Annotated in this window: 22 protein-coding genes; 8 read left to right on the plus strand and 14 right to left on the minus strand. The window is 74.3% G+C overall.

The features are described 5' to 3' along the window. Nucleotides 1-147 precede the first annotated feature (147 nt). The gene (gene ahcY / locus J2X64_RS03050; RefSeq protein WP_310149412.1) at nucleotides 148-1,584 is read right to left on the minus strand and encodes an adenosylhomocysteinase; all 1,437 of its coding nucleotides are present in this window, start codon (nucleotides 1,582-1,584) and stop codon (nucleotides 148-150) included. Nucleotides 1,585-1,809: 225 nt separating this feature from the next. Here ahcY and J2X64_RS03055 point away from each other — a divergent pair, with 225 nt between their 5' ends. Then, a complete protein-coding gene (locus tag J2X64_RS03055) occupies nucleotides 1,810-2,676 on the plus strand; it encodes a glycosyltransferase family 87 protein (protein WP_310149414.1) in 867 nt (288 codons plus the stop codon). A gap of 82 nt (nucleotides 2,677-2,758) precedes the next feature. Here J2X64_RS03055 and J2X64_RS03060 read toward each other — a convergent pair whose 3' ends face one another. Continuing rightward, entirely contained in the window at nucleotides 2,759-6,949 is a 4,191-nt protein-coding gene (locus J2X64_RS03060; protein ID WP_310149417.1) for a cell wall-binding repeat-containing protein, read from the minus strand. Nucleotides 6,950-7,283: 334 nt separating this feature from the next. Here J2X64_RS03060 and J2X64_RS03065 point away from each other — a divergent pair, with 334 nt between their 5' ends. The 4 genes from J2X64_RS03065 to J2X64_RS03080 all read left to right on the plus strand — a co-directional run bounded on the left by J2X64_RS03065 (nucleotide 7,284) and on the right by J2X64_RS03080 (nucleotide 10,711). Continuing rightward, the gene (locus tag J2X64_RS03065; protein ID WP_310149421.1) at nucleotides 7,284-7,544 is read left to right on the plus strand and encodes a hypothetical protein; all 261 of its coding nucleotides are present in this window, start codon (nucleotides 7,284-7,286) and stop codon (nucleotides 7,542-7,544) included. Nucleotides 7,545-7,652: 108 nt separating this feature from the next. Next, on the plus strand, nucleotides 7,653-8,600 hold the full coding sequence (locus J2X64_RS03070; protein ID WP_310149424.1) for a DUF808 domain-containing protein: 948 nt from the start codon (nucleotides 7,653-7,655) through the stop codon (nucleotides 8,598-8,600). 121 nt (nucleotides 8,601-8,721) lie between these two features. Further along, complete coding sequence (locus J2X64_RS03075; RefSeq protein ID WP_310149427.1) at nucleotides 8,722-10,173, plus strand: hypothetical protein; 1,452 nt, start codon at nucleotides 8,722-8,724, stop codon at nucleotides 10,171-10,173. Between the two features lie 10 nt (nucleotides 10,174-10,183). Beyond that, nucleotides 10,184-10,711, plus strand: a complete 528-nt coding sequence (locus J2X64_RS03080; protein WP_310149430.1) for a YbaK/EbsC family protein — start codon at nucleotides 10,184-10,186, stop codon at nucleotides 10,709-10,711. Nucleotides 10,712-10,847: 136 nt separating this feature from the next. Here the strand turns inward: J2X64_RS03080 and J2X64_RS03085 are convergent, their stop codons facing one another. From J2X64_RS03085 to J2X64_RS03100, 4 genes are read right to left on the minus strand one after another with little or no spacing between them, the layout of a single operon-like run. After that, entirely contained in the window at nucleotides 10,848-12,059 is a 1,212-nt protein-coding gene (locus tag J2X64_RS03085; RefSeq protein WP_310149433.1) for an SIS domain-containing protein, read from the minus strand. Between the two features lie 39 nt (nucleotides 12,060-12,098). Beyond that, nucleotides 12,099-12,305: a Trm112 family protein gene (locus J2X64_RS03090; protein ID WP_310149436.1), complete on the minus strand. Its 207-nt coding sequence runs from the start codon at nucleotides 12,303-12,305 to the stop codon at nucleotides 12,099-12,101. Beyond that, entirely contained in the window at nucleotides 12,305-13,744 is a 1,440-nt protein-coding gene (locus J2X64_RS03095) for a phosphomannomutase/phosphoglucomutase (protein ID WP_310149439.1), read from the minus strand. Before J2X64_RS03095 ends, J2X64_RS03090 begins: the two co-directional genes overlap by 1 nt. 43 nt (nucleotides 13,745-13,787) lie before the next feature. After that, nucleotides 13,788-14,174: a DUF3499 domain-containing protein gene (locus tag J2X64_RS03100; RefSeq protein WP_310149442.1), complete on the minus strand. Its 387-nt coding sequence runs from the start codon at nucleotides 14,172-14,174 to the stop codon at nucleotides 13,788-13,790. Nucleotides 14,175-14,233: 59 nt separating this feature from the next. Between J2X64_RS03100 and J2X64_RS03105 the strand changes: the two genes are divergently transcribed. After that, on the plus strand, nucleotides 14,234-14,677 hold the full coding sequence (locus J2X64_RS03105; RefSeq protein WP_310149444.1) for a metallopeptidase family protein: 444 nt from the start codon (nucleotides 14,234-14,236) through the stop codon (nucleotides 14,675-14,677). 146 nt (nucleotides 14,678-14,823) lie between these two features. Here the strand turns inward: J2X64_RS03105 and J2X64_RS03110 are convergent, their stop codons facing one another. The 8 genes from J2X64_RS03110 to J2X64_RS03145 form a co-directional block, all read right to left on the minus strand. Next, nucleotides 14,824-16,323: a DUF5719 family protein gene (locus tag J2X64_RS03110; protein WP_310149447.1), complete on the minus strand. Its 1,500-nt coding sequence runs from the start codon at nucleotides 16,321-16,323 to the stop codon at nucleotides 14,824-14,826. After that, complete coding sequence (locus J2X64_RS03115) at nucleotides 16,320-19,514, minus strand: glycosyltransferase (RefSeq protein WP_310149450.1); 3,195 nt, start codon at nucleotides 19,512-19,514, stop codon at nucleotides 16,320-16,322. The genes J2X64_RS03110 and J2X64_RS03115 overlap by 4 nt, the downstream gene beginning before the upstream one ends. Before the next feature lie 33 nt (nucleotides 19,515-19,547). Next, nucleotides 19,548-19,811, minus strand: coding sequence for a WhiB family transcriptional regulator (locus J2X64_RS03120; protein WP_310149452.1), 264 nt, complete (start codon nucleotides 19,809-19,811; stop codon nucleotides 19,548-19,550). A 139-nt stretch (nucleotides 19,812-19,950) separates the two neighbouring features. Continuing rightward, on the minus strand, nucleotides 19,951-20,193 hold the full coding sequence (locus J2X64_RS03125) for a ferredoxin (RefSeq protein ID WP_310149455.1): 243 nt from the start codon (nucleotides 20,191-20,193) through the stop codon (nucleotides 19,951-19,953). Then, nucleotides 20,190-21,278, minus strand: a complete 1,089-nt coding sequence (locus J2X64_RS03130) for an NADH-ubiquinone oxidoreductase-F iron-sulfur binding region domain-containing protein (protein WP_310149457.1) — start codon at nucleotides 21,276-21,278, stop codon at nucleotides 20,190-20,192. The genes J2X64_RS03125 and J2X64_RS03130 overlap by 4 nt, the downstream gene beginning before the upstream one ends. After that, entirely contained in the window at nucleotides 21,275-21,838 is a 564-nt protein-coding gene (locus J2X64_RS03135; RefSeq protein ID WP_310149460.1) for a ferric reductase-like transmembrane domain-containing protein, read from the minus strand. The genes J2X64_RS03130 and J2X64_RS03135 overlap by 4 nt, the downstream gene beginning before the upstream one ends. Then, a complete protein-coding gene (locus J2X64_RS03140; RefSeq protein WP_310149462.1) occupies nucleotides 21,835-22,806 on the minus strand; it encodes an FAD:protein FMN transferase in 972 nt (323 codons plus the stop codon). The genes J2X64_RS03135 and J2X64_RS03140 overlap by 4 nt, the downstream gene beginning before the upstream one ends. Then, complete coding sequence (locus J2X64_RS03145) at nucleotides 22,803-23,168, minus strand: hypothetical protein (RefSeq protein WP_310149464.1); 366 nt, start codon at nucleotides 23,166-23,168, stop codon at nucleotides 22,803-22,805. The genes J2X64_RS03140 and J2X64_RS03145 overlap by 4 nt, the downstream gene beginning before the upstream one ends. A 140-nt stretch (nucleotides 23,169-23,308) precedes the next feature. On the opposite strand from J2X64_RS03145, the gene cofD reads away from it, so the two are divergent. After that, nucleotides 23,309-24,283, plus strand: a complete 975-nt coding sequence (gene cofD, locus J2X64_RS03150; protein ID WP_310149467.1) for a 2-phospho-L-lactate transferase — start codon at nucleotides 23,309-23,311, stop codon at nucleotides 24,281-24,283. A 1-nt stretch (nucleotide 24,284) separates the two neighbouring features. Then, entirely contained in the window at nucleotides 24,285-25,316 is a 1,032-nt protein-coding gene (locus tag J2X64_RS03155; RefSeq protein WP_310149470.1) for a coenzyme F420-0:L-glutamate ligase, read from the plus strand.

Genomic DNA, 25,316 nt, shown 5'->3' on the forward strand with positions numbered 1-25,316 from the left:
CGCCGCCGCCCGGACGGACGGACGAGCCGGATGCGTCCGTTCGGCGGAGCGGCCGCAGACAGGTATGCCGCCCGCTCTGGGTCCCACGCTCTGCGTGGGCGGTGAGCGGGCGGCATACCGGGTGGTGCTGGGGTGCCGTGCGGTGCCTCAGTAGCGGTAGTGCTCCGGCTTGTACGGGCCGGCGACGTCGACGCCGATGTACTCGGCCTGCTCCTTGGTGAGCTCGGTGAGCTTGGCGCCGAGGGCGTCGAGGTGCAGGCGGGCGACCTTCTCGTCCAGGTGCTTCGGGAGCACGTAGACCTGCTTGTCGTACTCGTCGTTCTTGGTGAACAGCTCGATCTGGGCGATCGTCTGGTTCGCGAAGGAGTTCGACATGACGAAGCTCGGGTGGCCGGTGGCGTTGCCGAGGTTCATGAGGCGACCCTCGGACAGGACGATGATCGAGTTGCCGTTGGTGAAGGTCCACTCGTGGACCTGCGGCTTGATCTGCGTCTTGGTCACGCCCGGGATGCGGGCCAGGCCGGCCATGTCGATCTCGTTGTCGAAGTGGCCGATGTTGGACACGATCGCCTTGTTCTTCATCTTCTGCATGTGCTCGGCAGTGATGATGTTGAAGTTGCCGGTCGTGGTCACGTAGATGTCGGCGATGTCGAGGACGTCCTCGAGGCGGGCCACCTGGTAGCCCTCCATCGCGGCCTGCAGCGCGCAGATGGGGTCGATCTCGGTGACGACGACGCGAGCACCCTGCCCGGCCAGCGCCGAGGCGACGCCCTTGCCCACGTCACCGAAGCCGGCGACGACGGCGACCTTGCCGCCGATGAGGACGTCGGTCGCACGGTTGAGGCCGTCGATGACGCTGTGGCGGCAGCCGTACTTGTTGTCGAACTTGGACTTGGTGACCGAGTCGTTGACGTTGATCGCCGGGAAGAGCAGGTCGCCGGTCTGGGCGAGCTCGTACAGGCGGTGCACGCCGGTCGTGGTCTCCTCGGTGACGCCCTTGATGCCAGCCGCGACCGTGGTCCACTTCTTCGGGTCCTCGGCGATGGTGCGGCGGACGAGCGCCTTGAAGACGCCGAACTCCTCGGAGTCCTGCTCGTCGGTCGCCGGGACCTGGCCGGCGGCCTCCCAGTCACGGCCCTTGTGGACCAGCATGGTCGCGTCGCCGCCGTCGTCGAGGATCATGTTCGGACCCTCGCTACCGGGCCAGGTGAGGATCTGCTCCGTGCAGTCCCAGTACTCCTCGAGGGTCTCGCCCTTCCAGGCGAAGACCGGGACGCCCTGGGGGTCCTCGGGAGAACCGTGCAGCCCCACGACGACGGCAGCAGCGGCCTCGTCCTGGGTGGAGTAGATGTTGCACGAGGCCCAGCGGACCTCGGCACCGAGCGCGGTGAGCGTCTCGATGAGGACGGCGGTCTGCACGGTCATGTGCAGCGAGCCAGCGATCTTGGCGCCCTTGAGGGGCTGGCTCTCGCCGAACTCCTCGCGCAGCGCCATCAGGCCGGGCATCTCGTGCTCGGCCAGGCGGATCTGGTGACGGCCGGCCTCGGCGAGGCCCAGGTCGGCAACCTTGTAGTCAAAAGGCATGAGACATCTCCTGTTGTTGACTTCACGATGTGCGGACCCGGCGCAGCCCATCTGGGCGTTCACGAGAGCGGGGTATCACCCGCGCCGGCGACCTCCCACTCTACCGGAGCAGGCCTCGAGGGCCCCAACCCAACGGGCCGCTGCGGGCGCTCGGCGCCCAGCCCTGGTCACGCCCCGGGGCGCGGGGCGCCCGATCGGGCCACCGGTTCCGCTACGGTGCGCGCCATGGGGACGGTGTCCGTACGTGACCGGTTGCCGCGAGACCTCGCCGTCGTCGTCGGTGCGGCTGACACCTACGTCGCCGTGCGTGGCGCTCTGCGCCACGGCCTGGGCTGGGACGCCCACGCCTACTTCCTGGCCTGGCCGGGTTCGCTGTACGACATCCCGCCCGGGAGGGTCGATGCGTACAACTACAGCCCCGCCTTCGCCCAGGCCATCTGGCCGCTGGTCCAGCTCCCCTGGCCGGTGTTCTGCGGACTGTTCGTCGCCGCGGCCGCGCTGGGCACCGCGTGGCTCCTGCGCCCGCTGCGCCGGTCTGTCGGCATCCCCCTGTGGTTCGCGTTCACGCCCGAGATCCTCTCCGGCAACATCTACTGGCTCCTCGCCGTCGTCGCCGTCGTCGGTGTGCGACGCGGGTACCCCTGGGTGCTGCCCGCACTGACCAAGGTGCTTCCCACTCCGGGCCCGCTCTGGTTCCTCCTGCGCGGCGAGTGGCGGCGGTTCTGGGCCTTCGGCGGGGCACTGGTCGCGGTGACCGCGCTGTCGGTCGCCATGACACCGGAGCTGTGGCGGCAGTGGGTCGCCTTCCTCACCGAGCACGGCGGTGACACCGGTGCCGCCAGCCTCGGGTTCGTGCCACCCCTGTGGGTGCGGCTCCCGGCGGCGCTGGCGGTGCTCGTGTGGGGGGCCAGGAGGAACCGGCCGTGGGTGCTCGCCCCGGTCATGCTGCTCAGCACCCCTGTGGTGGGCATGGGCTCGTTCGCCCTCCTCGCCGCCATCCCCCAGCTCCTGGGGCCCGCCGTCCCCGCGGCCCACCACAGCCCGGAGGGGGACGCGGAGCACCCGCGGCCCACACGCCGGCAACGCACCTGACGGCACGGACCGGCAGCCGCTGCGCGACGCACGGAGGGGGTGGTGCGCCCCTCGGCGCACCACCCCCTCCGGTACTGCTCTGTCAGCAGATCGTCTGCTGGGCCGCCGACTGCGGGACCGCCCCGGTGCCGCCGAGGACGTAGACCGTCTTCGCGCCGAGCCGCTTGATCTCCGCGGCGGTCGCAGCGGTGAGGCAGCCACCGTTGGCGAGCAGCAGCGGTGCCTTCTTCGCAGCCGCGCCAGGCGTGCCCGACAGGGCGTCGGGGAAGTTGCGCCCGGTGGCGAGGAAGACCCCCGCAGCCGTGGCGAACGTCGCCCTGGAGATCGCCGCGGCGGTCGCGTACCGGTCGCTGCCGGAGAGCCGCACGGTCCCCTTCACGCTGCGCATCACGGCGTCGCTGACCGCACCGGTGCCACCGAGGACGGTGGTCGAGGTGACCCCCATCGCCTGGAGCGTGGTGCTGGTCGGCGCGGGGACCGCCTTCTGCGTCACGAGGAGCAGCGGCTGACCCTTGACCGCGGCCGCGACGGCGCCGGCCAGCGCGTCAGGGTAGTTCTCACCGCTGGCGACGTACGCCTTGCTCGAGGTGCCGAAGGCGTAGCGCGCGACCTTGCCGGCGGTGTCGAAGCGGTTCGACCCGGCGAGCCGGACGACCGGACCCGTGGTGAAGGCGTCGAGCTTCGTGGCAACCCCCGCGGAGACCGCGCCCGTGCCACCCAGGATGACGATCTTGGCCGGCTTGAGCCGGGACAGCTCGGTGCCCACCGCGCTCGGGATGGCCGTCGGGGTGACCAGGAGGACGGGACCACCCTGACGGCTGGCCGCCGGGCCGCCGGACAGTGCGTCGGCGAAGTTGGTGCCGGTGGCGATGTAGGCCACAGGGACCCCACCACTGGGGAACGTCGCCTTGGACACCGCGACGGCCGTGCCGTAGCGGTCGCTGCCGGCGTACCGGACGATCCCGCCGGTCCCTCCCGTGGGAGGCGGAGGCGTGGTGCCGGACCCGCGCACCAGCGACCACGTGGCCGAGGTGGCGAGCGCGGAGTTGTTGGCGTCGAGTGAGGTGACGCGCCAGTAGATGCGACCGGTCGGCCACTTCGGCCCGACCAGGCTCGGGGCCCAGGACGTCATGTCGGTCGTCATGGACTCCAGCAGCGTCCCGAAGCCCGAGTCCACGCTGGCCTCGACCTTGTACCGCGAGGCACCCGCCACGGGGAGCCACTGGAGGACGACCCGGTTGTCGGGCGTCGTCGCCCCGTTGCCGGGCAGGTAGAGGGTGACCGGGTTGCCCGACACGACGAACGTGCGCAGGGCGAACTCGCTGGTCCAGCTGCCGGCGATGCCGCGGGCGTCGACCCGGCGCACGCGCCAGCCGTACGTCCCCTTGGCCAACGGCGTGCGCGCGATCACCGACGTCCCCTTGGTGGAGAGGGCGACCACCCGGCTGGCCGGGTTCACCGAGCTGCCGGTGTAGACCTCCACGTCGTAGGACTTGGCGTACGGCATCGGCAGCCACTGCAGGGCAGGGGCGCTCGGGACCGTCGCGCCGGCAGTGGGCTTGTCCAGCGTCGGCGCGGCCGACTTCTTCTGGAACCCGAAGGTGGAGCACGCGGGCTGGGACGAGGTCGCCACCGGCGCACAGCTGTACGTCAGCGGGTTACCCGTCTTGTCGAACGCACGCACCCGCCAGTAGAGCGGCCCGTCCGGATAGGTGACGGTCTGCGGCGTGTACGTCGTCTGGTCCACCAGGGGGCTGGTCTCGATGATGTTCGTGAACTCTGCGGTGGTCGAGACCTGCACCTGGTAGGACGCGGCCTCCTGGTTGACCTTCTGGTTGTACTGGTCGGAGGTGTTGGTGCGCTGCACCGTGTCCGCGTAGTTGGTCGCGAGATAGTCCCGCCAGGTGAAGGTGACCTCGTCGGCCGGGGCAGCTGACTGCGCGGTCGGCGAGAGGGCCTCCACGGGCTTGGACACCTTGCGGAAGCTGCCGGCCCGGCCGAAGACGCTGGAGTCGAACGGCGCGCACGACGTGTCCGTGGTGCACGGCCGGACGTACCAGTAGTAGGCCTGCCCGGCCTGGGAGTCCGGCAGGGACATGATCGGCGTCACCGTGGAGAAGTTCGTTCCCCAGTCCCACACCGTGTTGGTGAAGTTCGGGTCGGTGGCGACGTACACGTGGTAGATCCCGATCCCGGGCACCGGCGTCCACGAGAACGTGGGGGTGTCAGCCAGCTCACAGTTCCCGACGCCCACGCAGGGACCGTTCAGAGTCACGGACGGCCAGGTGCTGGCGATCGAGAAGGACCCGATCTGGGTGTTCCCGATGAGGACCGAGCTCTTGTCGTAGGCCTCGACGTAGAACGTGTAGTTCCCTGCCGCCAGGGTCGCCGGCCAGCCACCGCCGGACACCGTGCCGGTGTACGCGTTGCCGGGCAGCGTCGACATGCCAGCGAGGGAGTAGGAGTTGGCGCCCGCGAGGGAGTACCAGATCTTGTACTTCGTGGCGTTGGTGAGCCCGTCCCACAGCATCGTCGGCGGCTTCAGGCCATCGCTCGGTATGGTGCGGACCGTGCCCATGGAGGACTGGGGGGTGGGCGTCACGAGGTAGAACGTGGGCCACGACGGCTGGTAGGCCAGTTTGCCCAGGTCGTTGTCCGACTCGGCCGTCTGGACGGTCCACGCCAGCTGCCCGGAGCAGGCGGGGTCCAGCCCTTCCGGGACGTAGGACGTGTTGTAGGTGAACGCCGTCACCACCGTGCACTTGGTGTTCGTGTTGCCCGAGGCGGGAGCGATGGTGACCTTGTACCGGCTGATGTTCGGCACCGGCGTCCAGCTCAGGACCGGGGCGGTGTCACTGGTGTTGCTGCTCTGGACGAGGGCGCTGGGGTTGTACTGCATGCTGCGGGTGTCGCTCCACGCGCCGTACACGACGGGGTTGGTGGCCGGACCGTCGAGCGCCCGGACACGCCAGTACCTCACCGCCCCGGGGCTAGGTTTGTTGGGGCCGACTGGATTGCAGGAGGGACCCTGCCCAGAGAGCGTGAACGGCTTGTAGCTGTTGTACGGGGTGAACACCGTGTGGTCGGTGACGCACGAGTTGTAGGTGCTCGGCGAGAAGTTGGGGTCGCTGCCGATCTGGATCTCGTAGTTCGAGGCCTCGCGCTGGGGGTTCCACACGAAGGTGGGCTCCCGGGGGCCGGAGTAGTCACCGTTGGCCGGCGACACGAGCGTTACCTGCGGGAGGCCCGAGGCGGCCTTGACCTGGCTCGAGGTCGTGCTCGCGGCGGGGTCGGTGCCGCGCGGCAGCGAGCCGGTCGAGGGCCAGGCCCGGGTGAAGGTGCGCACCGCGGACCACTGGCTCGGCTCCGGGGTCTGTGCCGAGTTCAGGACGGCGCTCAGGCCACGCACGCGCCAGTAGTACGAGCCGGCAGCCAGCGTCGGGCTCGGCGAGAAGGACGTCGAGTTCACCGTCTCAGTCCCACCGATGGGGTTGTTGAAGAACTGGTCGGGGCTGATTTGGAGCTCGTAGGAGTTGGCACCCTTGAGCGGCGCCCAGTCGAGCGTCACCTCCTCGACATTGGCGAGGTCCGCCGGGGAGACGAGCGTCGGCACCTGCGTCGTCGGCCAGGTCATGCGGTAGGAGCGCACGGCCGACCAGTCGGTGGCCACGCCCTGGGCGGACTTGGCCCGCACGCGCCAGAACACGTCCGTGTTGAACGAGGGGTTGTCGGGCGTGTACGCGGTGTTCGTGGTCGACACCGGGGCCGGTGCGCCGACGAAGGCGGCGTCGTCGTCGACCTGGACCTCGTAGGTCTTCGCGCCGGGAAGCGCCGCCCACGACAGGACGAGGGGGTTGTCCGGGTAGTTCAGCACCTGGCCGTCGGCGGGGGTCGCGAGGGCGGGGACGGTGCTCGCCGTCTTGGCGAAGCTGCCCACGGCATACGAGCCCCAGGCTCCGGCGCTGTCCTGCGCGCGCACGCGCCACCAGTAGGTGCCCAGTGCCAGGTCGTTCGGCGGCGTCGCCGCCGTGTTGCCCGTCGTGATGCTGTACCGGACGGTCCCCGACGCGAAGTCCGACTGGCTGGCCACGTCGACGGAGTACTTGACCGCGCCGGTGGACGCAGCCCACGACAGCACGGGGTTCGATGCACCCCCCGCCACGGACGTGAGTACCGGAGCCGGCGGAGCCGCGGAGGCGGACGGTGCTGCGGCCAGTCCCCCGGCCAGCAGGACGCCCGCGAGCGCAGCCGCGGTGACGAGTCGTGAGTGCATCTGGTCTTCCTTCAGGTCGAGGCGCAGACCGTCCCCTGCAGGTCCGCCGCGGGCAGTCTGGTGGGCCGGGGCGGCGCCGCCCAGAGAAGTCAGACATCTCTGGCCAATCTCGCCCACCACATCGTCCGTTCGGCCGAGGCGAGGACGGGGCCTGCCGGCTCGGACCTGGCACCGCGAGCAATGGCCGGGAACGACGCCCGGTGAACCGGGGACGCGACGAACCGGGACCCTGCGTCACACGCTCCTCGGCTCGCGACCGGCACGCGGCACGGGTAGACAGGGAGTCGTCCGGGCCGCTCCGGCCGCCCTTCCGACAACCAGCACAGGAGCAGCGATGAGTGAGCCGAGCAGCGGCGTCCCGAGCGAGATCGCCGATGCCGAGGTCGAGCAGCCCCAGTCCGAGCGGGGGGACCAGCCGGAGCGGGTGGAGCTGGACGTCGACGAGGAGAAGCTCGAGGCCTGGGACAAGGTCAAGGGCGACTACCAGGTGAACCCCGGCGGGGAGCCCGTGCCCAACAGCCAGGAGGAGCGGGTCGCACCCGGCGACGAGGACGACGACGACGAGGAGAACGTCGGCGCACCCGGTCCGTCCTGACACCGGTCGAGCGCCGGTGACCCCGGCGGCCACCAACTAGGCTGACCGGGTGACCCCTGCACTCATCCTGGTCCGCACCCGGGACGAGTCCGCCACGGTGGCCTGCTGATGGCCGGTGGACTGTTCGCCCTGCTCGACGACGTGGCCGTCCTGGCCAAGGCGGCCGCTGCGTCGATCGACGACGTCGGGGCCGCCGCCGGGCGCGCCAGCGTCAAGGCGACCGGCGTGATCGTCGACGACACAGCCGTCACGCCGCGCTACGTCGAGGGCATCGAACCCGCGCGCGAGCTGCCCATCATCCGCAAGATCGCGGTCGGCTCCCTCCGCAACAAGATCCTGCTCATCCTGCCGGCGGCCCTGCTGTTGAGCCAGTTCCTGCCCGTCGCCCTCACACCGCTGCTCATGCTCGGTGGCACCTACCTGTGCTTCGAAGGCGCCGAGAAGATCTGGGAGCGCCTCAGCGGGCACGGCGGCGAGGGCGCCTCGGGCGACGACGGCGCCGCGGCCGACGAGGACGAGATCACCCGCAGCGCCATCCGGACCGACTTCATCCTCAGCGCCGAGATCATGGTGATCTCGCTCAACGAGGTGGCGAGCGAGCCCCTCCTCAGCCGCGCGGTCATCCTCGTCATCGTCGCGCTGCTCATCACGCTCCTCGTCTACGGCGTGGTCGCCCTCATCGTGAAGATGGACGACGTCGGCCTCCACCTGTCGGAGACGGGGTCCGGCGCGACCCGGTCCCTGGGGCGGGGACTCGTCCACGGCATGCCCCGCCTGCTGTCGACCCTGTCCGTGGTGGGCGTCGCCGCGATGATCTGGGTCGGGGGTCACATCCTCCTCGTCGGTCTCGACGACCTCGGGCTCCACGCCCCGTACTCCTGGGTGCACTACGCGGAGGAAGCCGTCCACGACGCCACCGGTCCCCTCGGCGGCGTGCTCGGCTGGGTCACCAACACCGTGGGCTCGGCCATCCTCGGCCTGGCGGTCGGTGCGCTTGTCGTGGCAGCCGCCCACGCCGTGCACTCCGTGCGGCGCCGCCGGGCGGCCACTGCGTGAGCGGGGTCGTCCCTTCGGACCCACCTCTCGCAGTCGTGAGGACTCCGACCGCCAACCGCTCCATACTGCCCGGATGCGCCCATCAAGCTCGATGCCGCTCGATGGGCCCTCGGCTGCCGGCATGACCGAGGTGAAGGGCGCGACAGACCCCGCTCGCAGTCGGGCCGCCCCGAGCCGGCCGCCCGCACTGCTCGTGCTCGGACCGGTGGTCGCGTTCGGGTTGCTGCTGCTGGGCCTGTCGCGCAACGCCGGCACCGGCATCACCGACCCGGACACGCCTTGGCACGTGCTGGCCGGACGCCACCTGTGGGACACCTGGCAGTTCCACGGGCCCGACCCGTACTCGATGTTCACGAGGGGCCCCTGGGTGCTCAACCAGTGGCTGCCCGAGCTCGTCATGGCCGGCGCCGACCGCGTCGGTGGCCTGGCCGCCGTCGCCTGGTTGGCCCAGCTCGCGCGGCTCGCCGTGTGCGTCCTGCTGTATGCCGCGTGCCGCCGTCGGGCCGGCAGCCTCCCGGCGGCGTTCGTCGCCGGGGCTGCCGTCCTCGGCACCGCGGACAGCCTCAGTCCGCGCCCCCAGCTCGTGGGCTTCGCCCTCTTGGTGCTGACGGTCGACGCCTGGCTGCGCACCGCGTCCGACCTGCGGCCACGCTGGTGGCTCGTCCCCGTCGCCTACCTCTGGGCGTGCTCCCACGGGACGTGGGTCGTCGGGGTCACGGTCGGCGTTGCAGTGGTCGTGGGCCTGCTCCTCGACCGACGGGTGCGGCTTCGCGACGGGCAGCTCCTTCGGCTGGCCGCGGTCCCCGTCGCGTCCGGGCTCGTGGCCCTGGTGACGCCCGTCGGGCCGAGCCTGCTCACCTCGTTCTCGGCGGTGCGGGCGGTGAGCCCGTACATCCAGGAGTGGCGAGTCCCCACGACTCCCACCCCCTCCGTGCTGGTGACTGCGGCCCTGCTGCTGCTCGTGCCCCTCGTGTGGGTCCTGCGGCGGCGGCAGGTCGCCTGGACCCGCGTCGTCCTGTGGCTCCTGGCGGTGGCGTGGGGCGCGAGCAGCATGCGCACGGTCGCCGTGGGGGCCATCATCGCGGCGCCCCTCGCGGCCGAGGCCCTCGCCACCCTCCTCGGCCGGGAGCGCAACCGGGTGGAGCGTGGCGAGCGCGTCGTCGTGGGGGCGTCCATCCTGGCGGCGGTCGCCCTGTCCGGCCTGCTGGCCGCAGCCGGGCCCAGCACTCCCGCCGGCGTGCCCCACGCCTTCGACCCACGCCTGCGGGCGATGCCTGCCGGGACCGTCGTCTACAACACGGACCTGCTGGGCGGCTGGCTCATGTACAGCCACCCCGGGCTCGTGCACACGGCGGACACGAGGGCCGAGCTCTACGGTCCCGTCCTCGTGCGCTCCTACCTCGACGTCATGGCCGCCCGACCCGGGTGGGAGCAGGACCTCGACCACTTCGCCCCCCGCGCGGCCATCCTGGAGAAGGGCCTTCCCGTCGTGGACGCCCTGCGCTCCCGGGGCTGGCAGGTCCTGGGCGAGGACGCCGGGTACGTGCTGCTCGAGCCGGGGACGCCTCGGTAGCCTGCACAGCATGGCCACCCCCGAAGGCACCCTCTCCTGGGCGCCCGCCACCGAGCACCCGCACCTCCTCGCACCGCCCGTCGCCGCCGCCCTGGGCCACGCCCCCTCCGCCCGCGTCGCGCCGATCGACCCGACGCTGGCGGACACGGCCGCCTTCTGCGAGGCGTACGACAGCGACCCGGCGCACTCGGCCAACTGCGTCGTGGTGGCCGGCAAGCGCGGCGGCGAGGTCCGGCGGGCCGCGGTCCTGGTGCTGGCCACGGACCGGGCCGACATCAACGGGGTCGTCCGGCGTCACCTCGACGTGCGGAAGATCAGCTTCGCGCCGATGGACGAGGCGGTGGCGCTGACCGAGATGGAGTACGGCGGCATCACGCCGGTCGGTCTGCCCGGCGACTGGCCGGTCCTGGTCGACGAGGGAGTCATGGCCGCCGGGACGGTCGTCATCGGCAGCGGCATCCGCGCGAGCAAGCTGCTCGTGGCCGCCACCGAGCTCGCCGCCCTGCCCACGGCCGAGGTCCTGCAGCTGTCCCTCTGACCACTGGCCCTCCCGGGCGCGCTCTGGCTTCCCCGCTCGGCCCGGGGCCCCTGTCCTTCCCCGCTCGGCCCGGGGCGCCTGTCAGCTCTGCCGTTCGCGCGCCAGCCCCGGGGCGCGGATCAGCCACTCAGGCGCGTCAGCCCCGGCCGGTGCGGTCGGCGAGGTCGGCGACGTGCGGGGAGACGCCGGGGTCGAGCCCCAGCCCCAGAGCAAGGTAAGTGGACGCGAAGTCGGTCGTGGCCATCAGCCCGGCCAGCCTCGTCACCGGCTCCCCCGGCTGGGCCACGACCTCGGTCACGCGCGCCCCGGCCTCCCGGGCAGCGTCGGCCACGGTGTCGGCCAGCCGCAACGCCTCGTCCGACTCCCGCGTCGGCGGCTCGACCGGCGCGTCGCGCAGCATGAGCAGCGACAGCCGGGGTGGGGCCGGGCCGTCGAGGTAGGGGTCCGCGAAGATGTCCACCTCACCCGACCCTCGACCTGGCCCGCCGGACCCACCGGACCCGCTCAGGCCACCGGAGCCGCTGGGTCCGCCCACCCCGGAGAAGGCCGTCGTGAACGGGCCGTCGAGGCACGAGACCACCTGGGCCGCGTCGTCCGGGAGCTCACCCGTCGTCGCGGGCACACGAGCCGTCCGCGCCAGCATCGAGGCGGCGCGCAGGGCGGCGACACCGGCCAGCGGCCCGTCGCCGAGGATCACGGGCACGCCGTCGGCGAGGTCGGTGGCCAGCACCTTGGCCGGGTTGACGAACGACTCCGACGACGGCCGGCAGGCCTCGGCCACCTCGTCGAGCCGGTCCGCGGTGTCGTACAGCACGCGCTCGTCGACGTGGACGAGCCCCAGCCGCCCTGCGCCCAGCAGCACCGGCGCGAGCAGCGACCACAGGGCCGTGCGCGACGACGCCCGCTCCCGGCCGATGTCGATGTGCACCCCGCGCGCCCGCGCGCAGACGTCCGCGAGCGGCGAGTCCGAGGCCCCCACCGTCAGCAGTGCGGCACCGCGCCGGGCGGCCTCCGCCGCCAGCGCCAGCGGACCCGCCGCCCGCCCGGACAGCGACACCGCGATGACGAGGTCGAGCGGCCCCACCCACCCGGGCAGCGGCACGTTGCGCCGGGTCGACACCGGCACCGGCGACCCCGGCTCGGCCAGCAGGTCGAGCACGTCGCACACCACCGCGGAACCACCCAGCGACGCCACGAGCACCGACCTCGGCCGCTCTCCCCCGGCGACGCGGTCGATACCGCCCTCCGTGGCGAGCGCCACCGCCTCGCGCACCTGGGCGCCGGCCGTCGCGAGCCCGCGCAGGGTCTGCCGTGAGTCGAGGGCGGCGACCGCCTCCTCGCTGTCCATGCGAGCCTCGTCGAGGAACGGCGCCATGTCGCCCTCGGCTCAGGCGGGCTTGCGGGCTTCGTCGACCAGGAGCACCGGGACGCCCTCGTCGATGCGGTACTGCAGGCCGCACGAGGTGTTGGTGCAGTGCAGCTCGGCGCCGGTCTCACCCTGCGCGTCGGCCAGCTCGGACCGGCAGGCGGGGCAGCGCAGGATCTCGCGCAGCCACGGCTCGATGGAGGCGGTCGCCCCCGTGTCGTGCGCCATCACTGTTCTCCTCTCACCAGGGCGAGGACATCGTCCCGCACCCGTGCCATCGTGTCTGCATCCGCCGCCTCGACGTTGAGCCGCAGCAGCGGCTCGGTGTTCGAGGCGCGGAGGTTGAGCCACCACATCGGGTCGCCGTTGCCACCCGCGTGGGTCGCCGTGAGGCCGTCCAGCTCGTCGAACTCGGCACCCTGCCCGGCCGCCCACTCGCGCACGCGGCCCGTCGCGGCACCCGCGTCGGTGACCGTCGAGTTGATCTCGCCGGACGCGGCATACCGGCTGTATGCCGCGGTGAGCCGGCTGAGCGGCTCGTCCTGCTCGCCGAGGGCGGCGAGGACGTGCATGGCCGCGAGCATCCCGGTGTCGGCGAACCAGAAGTCGCGGAAGTAGTAGTGCGCGCTGTGCTCCCCGCCGAACACCGCGTCCTCGCGCGCCATCTCGGCCTTGATGAACGAGTGGCCCACGCGGGTGCGGATGCCGCGGGCGCCCTGCTCGCCGATGATCTCGGGGACGGCGGCCGAGGAGATGACGTTGTAGACGATGCCGACCTCGGCCGCGTCGCGCCCGGCGGCGACCTCGCGGGCGACCTCGCGGGAGGCGACCAGGGCCGTCACGGCGCTCGGGCTGACGGGCTCCCCGCGCTCGTCGACGACGAAGCACCGGTCGGCGTCGCCGTCGAAGGCCAGCCCGATGTCGGCCCCCTCGCGGACGACGGCCGCCTGGAGGTCGCGCAGGTTCTCGGGCTCGAGCGGGTTGGCCTCGTGGTTGGGGAAGGTGCCGTCCAGCTCGAAGTAGAGCGGGACGACGTCCAGCGGCAGCTCGGGCAGGCCGGCGCCGGTGCCGAGGACCGCCGGGACGGTGTGGCCGCCCATGCCGTTGCCCGCGTCGACGACGACCTTGAGCGGGCGTCCGCCGGACAGGTCGACGAGGCCGCGCAGGAACGCGGCGTAGTCGGCGAGGACGTCGCGCTCGTGCAGCGTCCCCGGCTCGACGTCCGTCGGTCCCGCGGAGGTCCCGGAGTCCAGCAGCGCCTGCGCGGTGTCGCGCACGGTGGCCAGGCCGGAGTCCTGGCCGACGGGTCGGGCGCCGGCGCGGCACAGCTTGATGCCGTTGTACCGGGCCGGGTTGTGCGAGGCGGTGAACATGGCGCCGGGCAGGTCGAGCGCACCGCTCGCGTAGTACAGGCCGTCGGTGCTGCACAGGCCGATCAGCGTCGCGTCCAGGCCGTGCGCCGTCACGCCGTCCGCGAACGCGCGCGACAGCTCGGGCGAGGAGGGCCGCATGTCGTGACCGATGACGACGCCGGTGGCCCCGTCCGCGGCGACGAGCCGGGCGAAGGCCGCACCGATCGCCCACGCCACGTCGACGTTGAGCTGCTCGGGGACGACACCACGGACGTCGTAGGCCTTGACGAAGTCGGTCAGCACGGGAACGGGCACGGCACAGACCCTAGCGGGGCCGCCGGGCACGGCGGTCGCAGGCTCAGAGGTCCCGCAGGACGCGCAGGTGGCCGCGACGGCTGGTCTCGACGGCGCCCGAGGACCCCTCGTCGGCCTGGCCGACGACGCGGGAGGGAGCCGGCGGCTCGCCGAGCTTGGGGCGGCCGGCCTCGCGGACCGCGTTGGCGAGGGCCAGCAGGTCGTCGTGCGAGGGCTCGGGCTCGACGTACTCGCCGGACAGCCGCACGATCTCCCACCCGCGCGGGGCGGTGAGCCGGTCGGCGTGGTCGGCGCACAGGTCGTAGGTGTGCGGCTCGGCGTAGGTGGCCAGGGGCCCGACGACCGCGGTCTGGTCGCCGTAGACGTAGGTGAGCGTGGCGATGGCTGCCTTGGGGCACGCGGTGCGGGAGCACCTTCTCGACAGACTCACGCGAGGACTGTATGCCACGGCTCCGACAGCGCCGCCCCGGCACGCCGTAGGGTGGCTGCGTGAGTTCGACCCGAGGGGCGTCCGGGCAGGGGCGCGGGCGCACCCGCGACCGCCGCGGCCGCGGCCTGAGGGGCCCCCTGGCGTGGCCCGCGGTGCCGGCGATGGCGACGCGGCGCGAGCAGTTCGACGACCTCGTGCTCGACAGCGCGGCCCGGCTCGAGGGCCGCGTCGGGCCCCGGATCCGCGACGTCGAGTTCGCCGTCGAGGACGTCCCACCCTCCGACCCTGCGCCGTGGGAGCGCGACGGCGTCCCGTTGGGGCGCACCTTCCCCGCGCACGGACGGCAGCCGGCCCGGGTCGTCGTCTACCGGCGCCCGGTCGAGAACCGGGCGGAGAGCTCGCGCGAGCTCACGGCCGTCGTCCAGGACGTCGTCGTCGAGCAGGTGGCGGCCCTGTTCGGGCTGAACCCCGAGGAGCTCGACCCCCGCTACGACGACGAGTAGCCGGCTCGACGCGATCCCACTCGGCGGCCTGCAGGTTCGGCACGTCACCGGCTCGACGGGTAGCCCTGCGGCCCGCCGACCACGCGGCAGCCGACCGCGGGCACCATCGTGGCAGCGGGCACCGTCCCGGCCACGGCGCCTGCCGGTCAGCCCTGGGGGGCCTCGCGCACGGCCACGGTCGTCGAGCGCAGGGTCGTGTCCCGCAGCGGCGTGCTCGAGATGAGCGTCCCGGACGAGTCGTTGCCCCACGAGACGACCCCGGCGCGCAGGGCGCCCGAGCCCGAGACCCGGTGCACCCACACCGACGACGCCGCCGAGACGTCAACCGTGGTGGTGCTGTCGGCGGCGACCGACACACGGTTGGACGAGGCGGCGCCGGACGCGTCGACGGTGACGACCTCGACCCCGGCGGGCGCGCCCGTGGCGGTCAGCAGCAGGGTGCGGCGCAGGGCGAAGCCGTCCGGCGTCCCTGCCGGCTTCGTGAGCGGCATACCGGCCACCCCGGCGATGGCGGGCGTGGACGAGGTCCACGCGAGGTCGCCCGGCTTGCCGGGGCCGTCGCGGACCACCATGGCGGCCGCGACGACCGGGTGGTCGGCGCGCACCTGCAGGGCGAACGACCCGCCCGGGAGCCCCGACAGGTCGATGTCGTGGACCGCGCCGCCGTCGACGCGGACGACGCCGCCGGCGGGCAGGGCTCGGGGTCCGTTGCTCGTGAGCACGCGGGCCTGGACGACGGCCTCGTCGCGGCCGGGGACGACCACGCGCAGGGTGGCGTGCCCGTTGACCGACACGGCGGGGACGACCTGCTCGCGGGACGGCGACGCGCTCGGCACCGCGTCGTCCGAGCCGGCGGGGCGGGTGCCGTCGAGCCAGGTGTCCGCCACGACGGCGCCGACGACGCCGCCGTGGGCGACGACGTGGACCGCCGGGTTGGCCAGGTCGGAGGAGATCGAGTCGAGCAGGAAGGCGGTGCGCCCGTGCGCGGGCACCACGAGGCCGGAGCCACCGGGCGAGGCGACGGGTCCCTTGGCGCCGTGCAGGGTGACGTCCACGGAGACGGGGTTGCCGCCGGGGTTGGTGAGCACGAGCCGCTCCTGGCGGCCGGGCGCGCCACCGCCGGCGAGCAGCCACAGGTCCGAGCCGGGGTCGCCGCAGGCCGTCACCGACAGGGCGCGGCGGTCACCGGACGGCTCCAGCCACGACTGCGCGGCGGCGAGGCCTGGGGCGAGGTCCTGGGTGGCGCGGACCTGCACGCCCGCGGAGGCGCCCACGGTGGTGGAGGTGCTCCCCCCGCGCTGGGTCGCCGGCGACCCCTGGGCTGCGCCCCCGGGCATCGTGCGCAGCGTGACCCGGCCCCCGGTCCCCAGCGGCCGCGTGCTGCCGAGCACGCGGTCCGGAGCGGTCACCGCGGCCACCCCGACGGGGACGGACTCGTCATCGAGGCCGGGTACGCCCCGCAGCTCCGGTCCGGGACACAGCAACGAGGCATCGCGCACCGCGGCGCTGGCCGGTGCGGGTGGGGTGGCGCGGGCGGCGGAGCCGATGGCGAACGCGCCGTCGTGCTGGGTGGCGGCCAGGACGACCCCGGCGCCGGCTGCGGCGACGAGGGCGGTGCGGACGAGGGCGGCGACGGGGACGGTCATCGACGCCTCCGGGACGCGCGGTTGCCGAACGGGATGGCCAGGAACGCCGCCACGAGCAGGGCCAGGCCCTGCAGGTAGCGCCAGTACGTGTCGCTGGGCAGGACTGTCACCTCGAGCCGGTGCGAGCCGGCCGGGACCTTGTATGCCGCGGCGTCGCCGACCGGCGCCAGCACCTGCCCGTCGCTGGTGACCCGGGCGTGCCGGGTCCACGCCTGCGGCTCGGCCAGCACGAGGGTCGTCCCCTGCGGGGCCACGACCTGCGCGTCGAGTCGCGCGTGGTCGCCGGCGGTGGGGACCACCTGCTCGGAGGACTTCGTGACCAGCCGTGCGCGGGCGGGGGCGAGGCTGTCGTCGGCCGCCGAACCGCCACCGGGCAGCACCCGCCAGAAGATCGTGCCGTCGTGCTCGCCGAGGCGGCTCAGGCCCGCGGTCGCGTCGAGCGCGCGCACCCGCGGGTCGTCGGAGTCGGCCTGCAGCCCGACGAAGCCGACGGCGAGGTCCGACAGGGTCGCCGTGGGGCTCGTCGTGGGTGCGTCCCCCTCCTGGAAGAGGGTCGTGACTGCGATGGACAGGGCCCGGGTGTCCGGGCGCTCGGTCGGCACCGGCAGGGAGCGGGCGACGTCGCCGGGCTCGCGACCGACGAGCCGGTAGGACAGGCCGTCGCCCGCGGGCGCGATGAGGACCATGCGGTTGGAGATGCCGCTCTCGGCCTGGTCGACGGCGACGGCCGGGCGCGGGTCGGACCAGGCCCCCAGCGTGGACCCGACGGTGCGCCACGTGGTCCACCCCGCGCTGAGCAGGACGCCCGCGACGAGTGCGACCCCGACCGGCCAGCGCAGCAGCGCGAGCCACCCGCCCCGGGCGCGGCTCACGGGCAGGCCGTCGGCCCCCAGGAGTGCGGCTGCCACCAGGCCGAGGGCCCACAGCAGCAGGCCGGTCCCGGCCCACACGGTGACGGGCTGCCCGGCGTGCGGCAGGCCGTCGGGGACGGTGCCGACGACGAGGCGGGGCGCCACGACGGCATACGAGAGCCCGGCGAGGCCGAGCAGCGCGACGGCGCCGGCGGCAGCTCCCCTGCGCCCGGCGCGCAGCTGGGCCAGCAGCCCGGCTGCGACCACGGGGGCGGAGAGCAGGACCGGGAACGAGCCGGGACCGCCGGGGTGGAGCAGCGCGAGCTGCCACGGGGCGGCCTGGGCGGTCCCCCACACGGCCAGGCCGGGGCCGGTGACGATCAGGGCGGGCCGGTCGAGGACGGCGCCCACGAAGGGTCCGAGGAGGGCGAGCGGTCCGCCGAGGAGGGCCAGGCCGCGCCAGCGCCGGCCCCCGGGCCCGGCGACGAGGAGCACGAGGCCGGCCACGAGCACGGGCACGAGCAGGGCCGGCGCGAAGGAGCCGAGCGCCGCGGCCGCCAGCACCGTGGCGGCCGTCGCGGTCGCGGTGCCCGAGCGGCGGGCCGCCAGCACGACCCCGGCGGCCACGAGCGGCAGGAGGACGGCGGCGACCACGCCGCCGAGCCGGCCGCCGGCGACGGCCGACGTCAGCACCGACGTGGTGGACCAGACGAGGGCGGCCAGGGCGCGCGGCCAGCGCGAGTGGGTGACCACCCGGCCGGCGAGGTATGCAACGGTCGTGGCCAGCGGGAGGGCGAGCGTGACGAGCAGCGCGACGGCGGCACCGGCGGGAGAGTCCGGGGCGGACAGGAACGGCACGTGGGAGACGACCCAGGCCAGGCCGGCCAGCACGACGAGGTGGGGGCCGACCTCGCCGGACCCACCCAGACCGGCACCGTGCCACCCGTCGAGCCAGGCGTGCAGGAGCGAGGACGACGTGGCGCGAACCCCCAGCAGCTCGCCGCCGCTCATCCCCGAGCCGAGCCGGTCGACCCAGCTGCCGCCGAGGTGGCGGGTGCCGACCACGGCGACGACCGCCATGAGCACCACGGCGAGCAGGCCGGGGTTCCGGGCGGCGCGGGAGGCCCAGGTCGAGCCGAGGACGTGCAGGTCCTGCGCCTCGTCCGCGACGGGGCCGGACTCCGCCCCGTCGACGCGGGGGTCGTCGGTGTCGTCGACGCCGACCTGGTCGTGGATGAGGTCGGTGGTGTGGCGCAGGACCGTCCGGGGCGGGACGAACAGCCCGTGCAGGTCGCGACGCCGGACGCGGCGGGTGCCGCGCGAGCGCCACCGGGCGCCGAGGACGCGGCCGGGCGTGAGCACCGCCCCCACGTCCGAGAGCTCGGTCCAGGCGGCGCGCGGGCGCTTGGCCAGCAGGAGCGCGGCGGCGGCGGCGAGGCTGGTCAGGACGACCCAGGCGGCGAGGAAGGGCACGGCCCAGGTGGCGCACCGGGCGAGCGCGACCCGCCGGGCCTCGCGGCGGCGTCGGGAGGGGAGGTCGGGCGGCGGGGCGGCGTCGCCCTCGAGGACCGGGGCGCCCGTGCGGACGGTGGCGCGCGGCACGACGACGACCCGGCGGCCGGACTGGTGGGCGCGCCACGCGAGGTCGACGTCGCCGCCGAAGTCGCCGAGTGCCCGGTCGGGGCCACCGAGGTGCTCGAAGAGGTCCTGCTCCACGAGCATGCCGGTCGAGGGGACCGCCAGGACGTCGGTGCGCCGGTCGTACTGGCCCTGGTCGGGCTCACCGGGCGCGGGCGCCGGGATGACCCGTCCCGAGCGCGTGAGCTGCACGCCGACCGAGTGCAGCGCGCCGGGGCGCTCCCAGTCGAGGAGCTTGGGACCGGCCACGCCGACGGAGGGGCTGCGTCGGACCGCGTCGAGCAGCCGGGCCAGGGCCATGGGGGCCGCGACGCTGTCCGAGGTCAGCACCCAGACGTGGCGCACGACGTCGTCGGACCCGTTCGCGGTCCCGGCTGTCAGTGGTCGGTGGGAGGTTTCCGCCAGGGCGGTGCGGACGGCGGCGGACACCGAGCGGAGGCGCGGGATGGTGACGTAGAGGATGTCGGGGACGGCCGAGGCGACGCCGTCGTGGGCTCGCACCTGCTCGACGGCGTTGCCGTCCAGGCCCGCGTCGACGACGACGAGGCGGTCGGGGCGGCGGGTCTGCCGCGCGAGGGAGTCGAGGGTCTGGTCGAGGGCCGATGCCGGCCCCCGGAGCACGAGCACCGCGGTGACCACGGCGTCGGCGAGGGACCCACCCGGGGGGTCGGTCAGGCCGTGCTGGGGTGGGGCAAGCGTCATGCGCTCGTCACGAGGGGGCCGCCGCGCGGGCGGCTAGACCGCACGCTTCTTGAGCTTGCGACGCTCGCGCTCGGACAGCCCACCCCAGATGCCGAACCGCTCGTCGTTGGCCAGCGCGTACTCGAGGCACTCGGACCGGACCTCGCACCCCACGCAGACCTTCTTGGCCTCGCGGGTCGACCCGCCCTTCTCGGGGAAGAACGCCTCGGGGTCCGTCTGGGCGCACAGCGAGCGCTCCTGCCAGGACAGCTCACCCTCGTCGCCCCCGTCGAGGGCGATCAACTGAAGTTCCTGCACGGCTTCCTCCTCGACCCGGTGCCGCCGTCGTCGTGACCGGTTCGTCACAACACTGGAATTACACGCGTGTCATACGTGGTTCGTCAAGCCGAACTCTGATATCCGCCCGATCGGAGGAGGTGGGCGGACCCGGGTGCCCTCAGCCGCGGTCCATGAGGTAGAGCGCGCGGGCGGGGCACAGGCGCACGGCGGCCTCGACGTCGGCCGGGTCGTCGTGCCCGCCGCCGGGCGCGAGCACCGGGTAGCCCCACTCGTCGAGCTCGACGGTCCGGGGCAGCAGGCTCGCACAGATCCCGTGGCCGCTGCAGGCCACCCGGTCCACCCTCAGCTCGGCGGCACCGGCGTGCGCCGTGCCGACCCCTGGGCTCGCCCCGGCGCTCATGCGGCCACCCCCGAGGTGGTCGAGCAGCGGCCGGACGCGTGCTCCCCGAGGTGTTCGGCGAGCACCCGCACGGCCGAGGTCGCGAAGCCCGCGACCCCGTCGGGGAAGCGGCACGCCCCACGCCCCTGCAGCAGCTCGGCCCGTCGGCCGATCCGGTCCAGGGCTGCGTCCCAGCTGCGCGACACCGCTCCACCGGCCAGCAGCTCCCAGTCCTCGGCGAGCGCGGGCACCCCGAACATGCACGGGCCGCACTGCCCCGCGCTCTCGCCCGCGGCATACCGCAGCCACCGCGCGACCTCCTCGACCGGGCACACGGCCGGGTCCAGCACGTGGACCACGCCGGGACCGGTGCTCGTGCCGTACGCCGCCAGGTCCTCCCGCGACCACCGCAGGGTCCGGGCCTCCTCGGCGGACAGCAGCACCCCGCCGAGGCCGCCGACGACGACGGGCCCCTCGGGCAGCGGGCCACCGGCAGCCTCGACGAGGTCGGCCAGGCGGGCCCCGGCAGCGGTCTCGACCACGCCCGGCCGGCTCACGGCACCGCTCACGGTCACCAGGCGCGGGCCCGGCTCGGCGGCCGTGCCGTGCAGGCGGAACCACTCCGGCCCGTGCTCGAGCACCTGGGCGACCCGCCACACGGTCTCGGCGTTGAGCACCACGGTGGGCGCGATCCGGCGCCCGGTGGAGTCCGAGCCGCCGACGACGAACGGCGCCCGCTTGGTCATCGGCCTCGCGAGGCCGCCCTGGGCCAGGGAGATCAGCGAGGACTCCTCGGAGGAGACGTAGCGGTGGGGCACCTCGAGCACGGGCAGGCGGGCCGCGTGCAGACGCGCCGCCGTGGCCGAGTCGCGGTGGGCGGCGAAGCGGACCCGCTTGCCGGCGACGGCACGCGCGCCGCGGACGAGCTCGTCGAGGTGGTGCTCGACGACGAAGGCGTCCTTGGCCGCCCCGAGCTCGCCGTCACAGGCGTTGACGATGAGCGACGCGCGGTGCTGGTGCGCGGAGCGGATCTTGGTGGCCGTCGGGAAGGCGGATCCACCGCGCCCGGTCAGGCCGGCGGAGTCGAGCTGGGCGAGAAGGTTCATGACCACTCCTGGAGGGCGACGGCACGACGGCGGTCGCGGTCGTGGTGGGTGCTGACGACGCGCCACCCGAGGGCGGCGAGCCCGATGGCGGCGCAGGCGAGGGTGGCTCCCCGCAGCAGGGGCTGGTTGGCCGTGCCCATCGCCCAGCCGTGGACGACGGCGGAGGGCCACAGCGCGAAGGCGAGGACGTGCACCGCCTTCCAGAGCCGCTCCGGCAGGCGGTGGCGCAGCAGGGAGGTGACGACGAGCGCGAGGACGAGGTCGAACGCGATGGTCCCGAACCCGACCCACAGCGGCTCGTAGCCGGAGGTGAACGGCAGGAACGCCGAGACGAGGTCGATGTTGACGTAGGTCTCCCCCACGGCAGTCGCGATGTGCGCGAGCAGGAACGTCGTCGTCCCGAGGGCCAGCGAGCGGTGCAGGCCCATCACGACGGCGGGCGACACGCGGTGCGGTGCGCGGCGGCCGGCGGTGAGCGCCCCGAGGACGAGCACCGCGGTCAGCAGCGCGAGGCTGACGACGCCGGTGGCGCGTGAGGTGTACCAGAGCAGCTCGTTCATGCCGCACTCCCGGTGAGGTCGTGGCGGGCCGGGTCCGGCCAGCCGGGCGTGGTCGTGACGGCGCCGTCCGTGGCGCGGTCGAGCCGGGCCGGTATGCCGTGCCGGGCCAGCCAGGCGGGCGCGTCGGGCCCGAGGACGACGGCCGCGGTGGAGGCCGCGTTGGCCTCGACAGCCGTCGCGCCGGCGCAGGTGACCTGCTCCCAGTGGCTGGAGGCGGTGCGCCCGGTGCGGGGGTCGACGATGTGGTGGCGGGGCTGGCCGCCCTGGGTCCAGGTGCGCCGGGTGGTCGAGGAGGTGGCGAACGCCTGCCCCGTCCCGGTCACCACCTGGCGCTCCTCGCCGGCCGTGCCCTCGATGCCGATCTGCCACCCGCCGGGCGGCAGCTCGCCGGAGACGGCGATGTCGCCGCCGAGCCCGACGAGGAACCCGCCGGGCAGGGCGGCGGCGAGCCTGGCGGCGATGACGTCCGCGGCGTGCGCCTTGGCGCTGGCGCCCAGGTCCAGCAGGACACCCTGCGGCACGCCGACCAGGCCCAGCTCGCGGTCGAGCCGCACCTGCCACCAGGCGCCGGCCAGGGGGTGGGCTGTCCGCAGCGGGCGGTCGCCCGCCCGCACGACCTCGAGGTCGTCGTCGTAGCCGCTGGCCACGACGGCCGCCCCCACGGTCGGGTCGACGAGGCCGTCGGTCAGCCGGGCGGCCGCGAGCGCGGCGTCGAGGGCGTCCGCCAGGACCTCGGACACCAGCGCGGTGGCGGGGCCGCGCTCGGCCCGGCGGGCGAGAGCGCTGACCTCGGAGTCGGCGCGGAAGCGCGAGGCCGCCCGGTCGAGCTCGGCGAGGTGGGTGCGGGCGGTGACGATGGCGTCGCCGAGGACCTCCGGGCGGGTCACCACGATGCGGTGGGTGGTCCCGATGGCGCGGAAGGTCGCGGCCGCGGTGAAGGCGCCGCGGGCGTCGTGGCGGGTGGTCATGACCCGCTCGAGGTCGCCTGGGAGGACCCGGTCCCCGAGCCGACCGACCCGACCGAGCCGAAGCTGCTCGAGGACGACGACGAGGACGAGGTCGACGCCTTCGCCGCGGCCTTGGCCTTGGCCTTGGCCTTGGCCTTCGCGGCCGACGTCGTCGACGAGCTCGAGGTGCTCGACGACGGGGTCGAGGAGCTCGAGGCCGAGCCGGTCGTGGAGCTGCTGCCGGTGCTGCTGCCCGCCGCGGTGGCCTTGCCGTGGTCCTCGGCGAGGTGGAGGCCGAGCGCGGCGCTGATGGCGGTGGCCGAGAGCATGGCCCCGGTGGTCCACCGTCGTGCGGTGGTCAGCGGGTGGGTGCGGCGGGTCATCGCTGGGTCCTTCCCCGGTCGAGGGTCCTGTCCATGTCCCCACCGTGGAGTCGCTCCCTGTGTGGTTGCTGTGGCAGCCATGGGGGTTCTCTCCCGCCCTCGTGAGCAGCCCGTCGAGGTGCACTGACAGACTGCGTGGCATGCGCATCACGGCACTGGCCGGTGGCGTCGGCGGCGCCCGCTTCCTGCGCGGGCTGCGCGACCACCTCGACCGCACCCCCGACCTCGCGGACGCGACCCTGACCGTCGTCGGCAACACCGGCGACGACATCACGCTGTTCGGCCTGCGGGTCTGCCCCGACCTCGACACGCTGCTCTACACCCTCGGCGGCGGCGTCCACGAGGGCCAGGGGTGGGGCCGCGCGGACGAGAGCCACCGGCTCCAGGGTGAGCTCGCGGCATACGGCGCGGAGCCCCAGTGGTTCGCCCTCGGCGACCTCGACTTCGGCACCCACGTGGTCCGCAGCCAGTGGCTCGGCCAGGGCCTGACCCTGTCGGAGGTCACCGCGCGCCTGGCCGACCGGTGGGGCCTGCCGGCCAAGGGGATCACGCTGCTGCCCATGACCGACTCCCCCGTCGAGACCCACGTCGTCGTCGAGGACGACGAGGGGCGGCGCGCGGTCCACTTCCAGGAGTGGTGGGTGCGGATGCAGGCCGGGGTACCGGCGGAGCAGTTCCTCGCCGTGGGCATGGACCGGGCCACGCCTGCGCCCGGCGTGCTCGAGGCGATCCGTGAGGCCGACGTCGTCCTGCTGCCCCCGAGCAACCCGGTCGTCTCCATCGGCATCGTCCTCGGGGTCCCCGGGGTGCGCGACGCCCTGCGCGGCAGCCGTGCGCCGGTCGTGGGCGTGTCACCGCTCATCGGCGGTATGCCGGTGCGCGGGCACGCGGACGCCTGCCTGTCCGCCATCGGGGTCGAGTCCACCGCGGGCGCGGTGGCCGGTCTGTACGAGGACTTCCTCGACGGCTGGCTCGTCGCCCCCGACGACGTCGACGCGGTGAAGCTCTCCCGGGCCACCGTGCTCGGGCGCCCCCTGCTCATGACCGACCGCGAGGCGGCAGCCGACATCGCCGGCGCCGCCCTCGACCTCGCGCTCGAGCTCCGGGCGCGCTGAGGTGCGGCTCGAGGTCGTCGGGGTCGAGGGGGTCCCGGAGGTCCGTGCCGACGACGACCTCGCCGGCCTCCTCGTCGCCGCCTGCGCGGCGATGCCCCTGGACCTCGTGGACGGCGACGTGGTCGTCGTGTCGAGCAAGGTGGTGTCGAAGTCGCTCGGCCTCTGGGCCGACGCCCGCGACCGGACCGCCGCCGTGGTGGGCCAGACCGTGCGCGTGGTCGCCGAGCGGATGGCAGGCGACCGCGTGACCCGGATCGTGCAGGCCACGAGCGGCCCCGTCATGGCCGCGGCCGGGGTCGACGCCTCGAACACCGGCGGGGTCGACGGCCTGCTGCTCCTGCCCGACGACCCCGACGCCGAGGCCGCGCGGCTGCGCGAGCGGCTGCTCGTGCTCACCGGGCTGACCCGGCTCGGCGTGGTCGTGAGCGACACCGCCGGCCGCCCGTGGCGGGTGGGCCAGACCGACTTCGCCCTCGGCTCCGCCGGGGTGCAGGTCACCGACGACCTGCGCGGTGCGGCGGACGCCGACGGCGCCGCCCTGAGCGTGACGAGCCGGGCCGTGGCCGACGAGCTCGCCGCCGCCGCGGACCTGGTCAAGGGCAAGGTCTCGCACGTCCCTGCCGCCGTGGTCCGCGGCTCCGGCTGGGCCACCGAGGTCGTCGGGGCGGGCGCGCGCTCCCTGGTCCGGACGGGTCGCGAGGACTGGTTCGGCCTCGGCCGGGTCGAGGCGGTGCGGTCCGCGCTGGGCGTCCCACCGGGCTCCCCCGCCGCCCTCGAGGACGGCATCGCCTCCGTCGCCCCCGAGGTCGTGGCCGAGCGCGTGGCCCGGGCCGTGCGGGTGGCGCTGCGCGGCTGCCCGGACGCCGCCGTCGACGTCGGTCCCGGCCACCTGCGCGTCCAGGCCGACTCGGGCTACCAGCTCGGGGTGGCCGTCAGCCGGCTCCGGACGGCCCTGTGGGGCGAGGGCGTCGAGGTGCCCGAGCCCGCGGAGCCGACCGGGCTCGAGGCGGTCCTGCACCTCCCCACGCCCTAG

The organism is Phycicoccus sp. 3266 (assembly GCF_031456495.1).
GTDB lineage: Bacteria > Actinomycetota > Actinomycetes > Actinomycetales > Dermatophilaceae > Pedococcus.

Bases quoted from the DNA above. Each gene is read 5' to 3' on its own strand.
- ahcY (WP_310149412.1), bottom strand. From the start codon at position 1,584: ATGCCTTTTGACTACAAGGTTGCCGACCTGGGCCTCGCCGAGGCCGGC.
- J2X64_RS03055 (WP_310149414.1), top strand. From the start codon at position 1,810: ATGGGGACGGTGTCCGTACGTGACCGGTTGCCGCGAGACCTCGCCGTC.
- J2X64_RS03060 (WP_310149417.1), bottom strand. From the start codon at position 6,949: ATGCACTCACGACTCGTCACCGCGGCTGCGCTCGCGGGCGTCCTGCTG.
- J2X64_RS03065 (WP_310149421.1), top strand. From the start codon at position 7,284: ATGAGTGAGCCGAGCAGCGGCGTCCCGAGCGAGATCGCCGATGCCGAG.
- J2X64_RS03070 (WP_310149424.1), top strand. From the start codon at position 7,653: ATGGCCGGTGGACTGTTCGCCCTGCTCGACGACGTGGCCGTCCTGGCC.
- J2X64_RS03075 (WP_310149427.1), top strand. From the start codon at position 8,722: ATGACCGAGGTGAAGGGCGCGACAGACCCCGCTCGCAGTCGGGCCGCC.
- J2X64_RS03080 (WP_310149430.1), top strand. From the start codon at position 10,184: ATGGCCACCCCCGAAGGCACCCTCTCCTGGGCGCCCGCCACCGAGCAC.
- J2X64_RS03085 (WP_310149433.1), bottom strand. From the start codon at position 12,059: ATGGACAGCGAGGAGGCGGTCGCCGCCCTCGACTCACGGCAGACCCTG.
- J2X64_RS03090 (WP_310149436.1), bottom strand. From the start codon at position 12,305: ATGGCGCACGACACGGGGGCGACCGCCTCCATCGAGCCGTGGCTGCGC.
- J2X64_RS03110 (WP_310149447.1), bottom strand. From the start codon at position 16,323: ATGACCGTCCCCGTCGCCGCCCTCGTCCGCACCGCCCTCGTCGCCGCA.
- J2X64_RS03115 (WP_310149450.1), bottom strand. From the start codon at position 19,514: ATGACGCTTGCCCCACCCCAGCACGGCCTGACCGACCCCCCGGGTGGG.
- J2X64_RS03125 (WP_310149455.1), bottom strand. From the start codon at position 20,193: ATGAGCGCCGGGGCGAGCCCAGGGGTCGGCACGGCGCACGCCGGTGCC.
- J2X64_RS03130 (WP_310149457.1), bottom strand. From the start codon at position 21,278: ATGAACCTTCTCGCCCAGCTCGACTCCGCCGGCCTGACCGGGCGCGGT.
- J2X64_RS03135 (WP_310149460.1), bottom strand. From the start codon at position 21,838: ATGAACGAGCTGCTCTGGTACACCTCACGCGCCACCGGCGTCGTCAGC.
- J2X64_RS03140 (WP_310149462.1), bottom strand. From the start codon at position 22,806: ATGACCACCCGCCACGACGCCCGCGGCGCCTTCACCGCGGCCGCGACC.
- J2X64_RS03145 (WP_310149464.1), bottom strand. From the start codon at position 23,168: ATGACCCGCCGCACCCACCCGCTGACCACCGCACGACGGTGGACCACC.
- cofD (WP_310149467.1), top strand. From the start codon at position 23,309: ATGCGCATCACGGCACTGGCCGGTGGCGTCGGCGGCGCCCGCTTCCTG.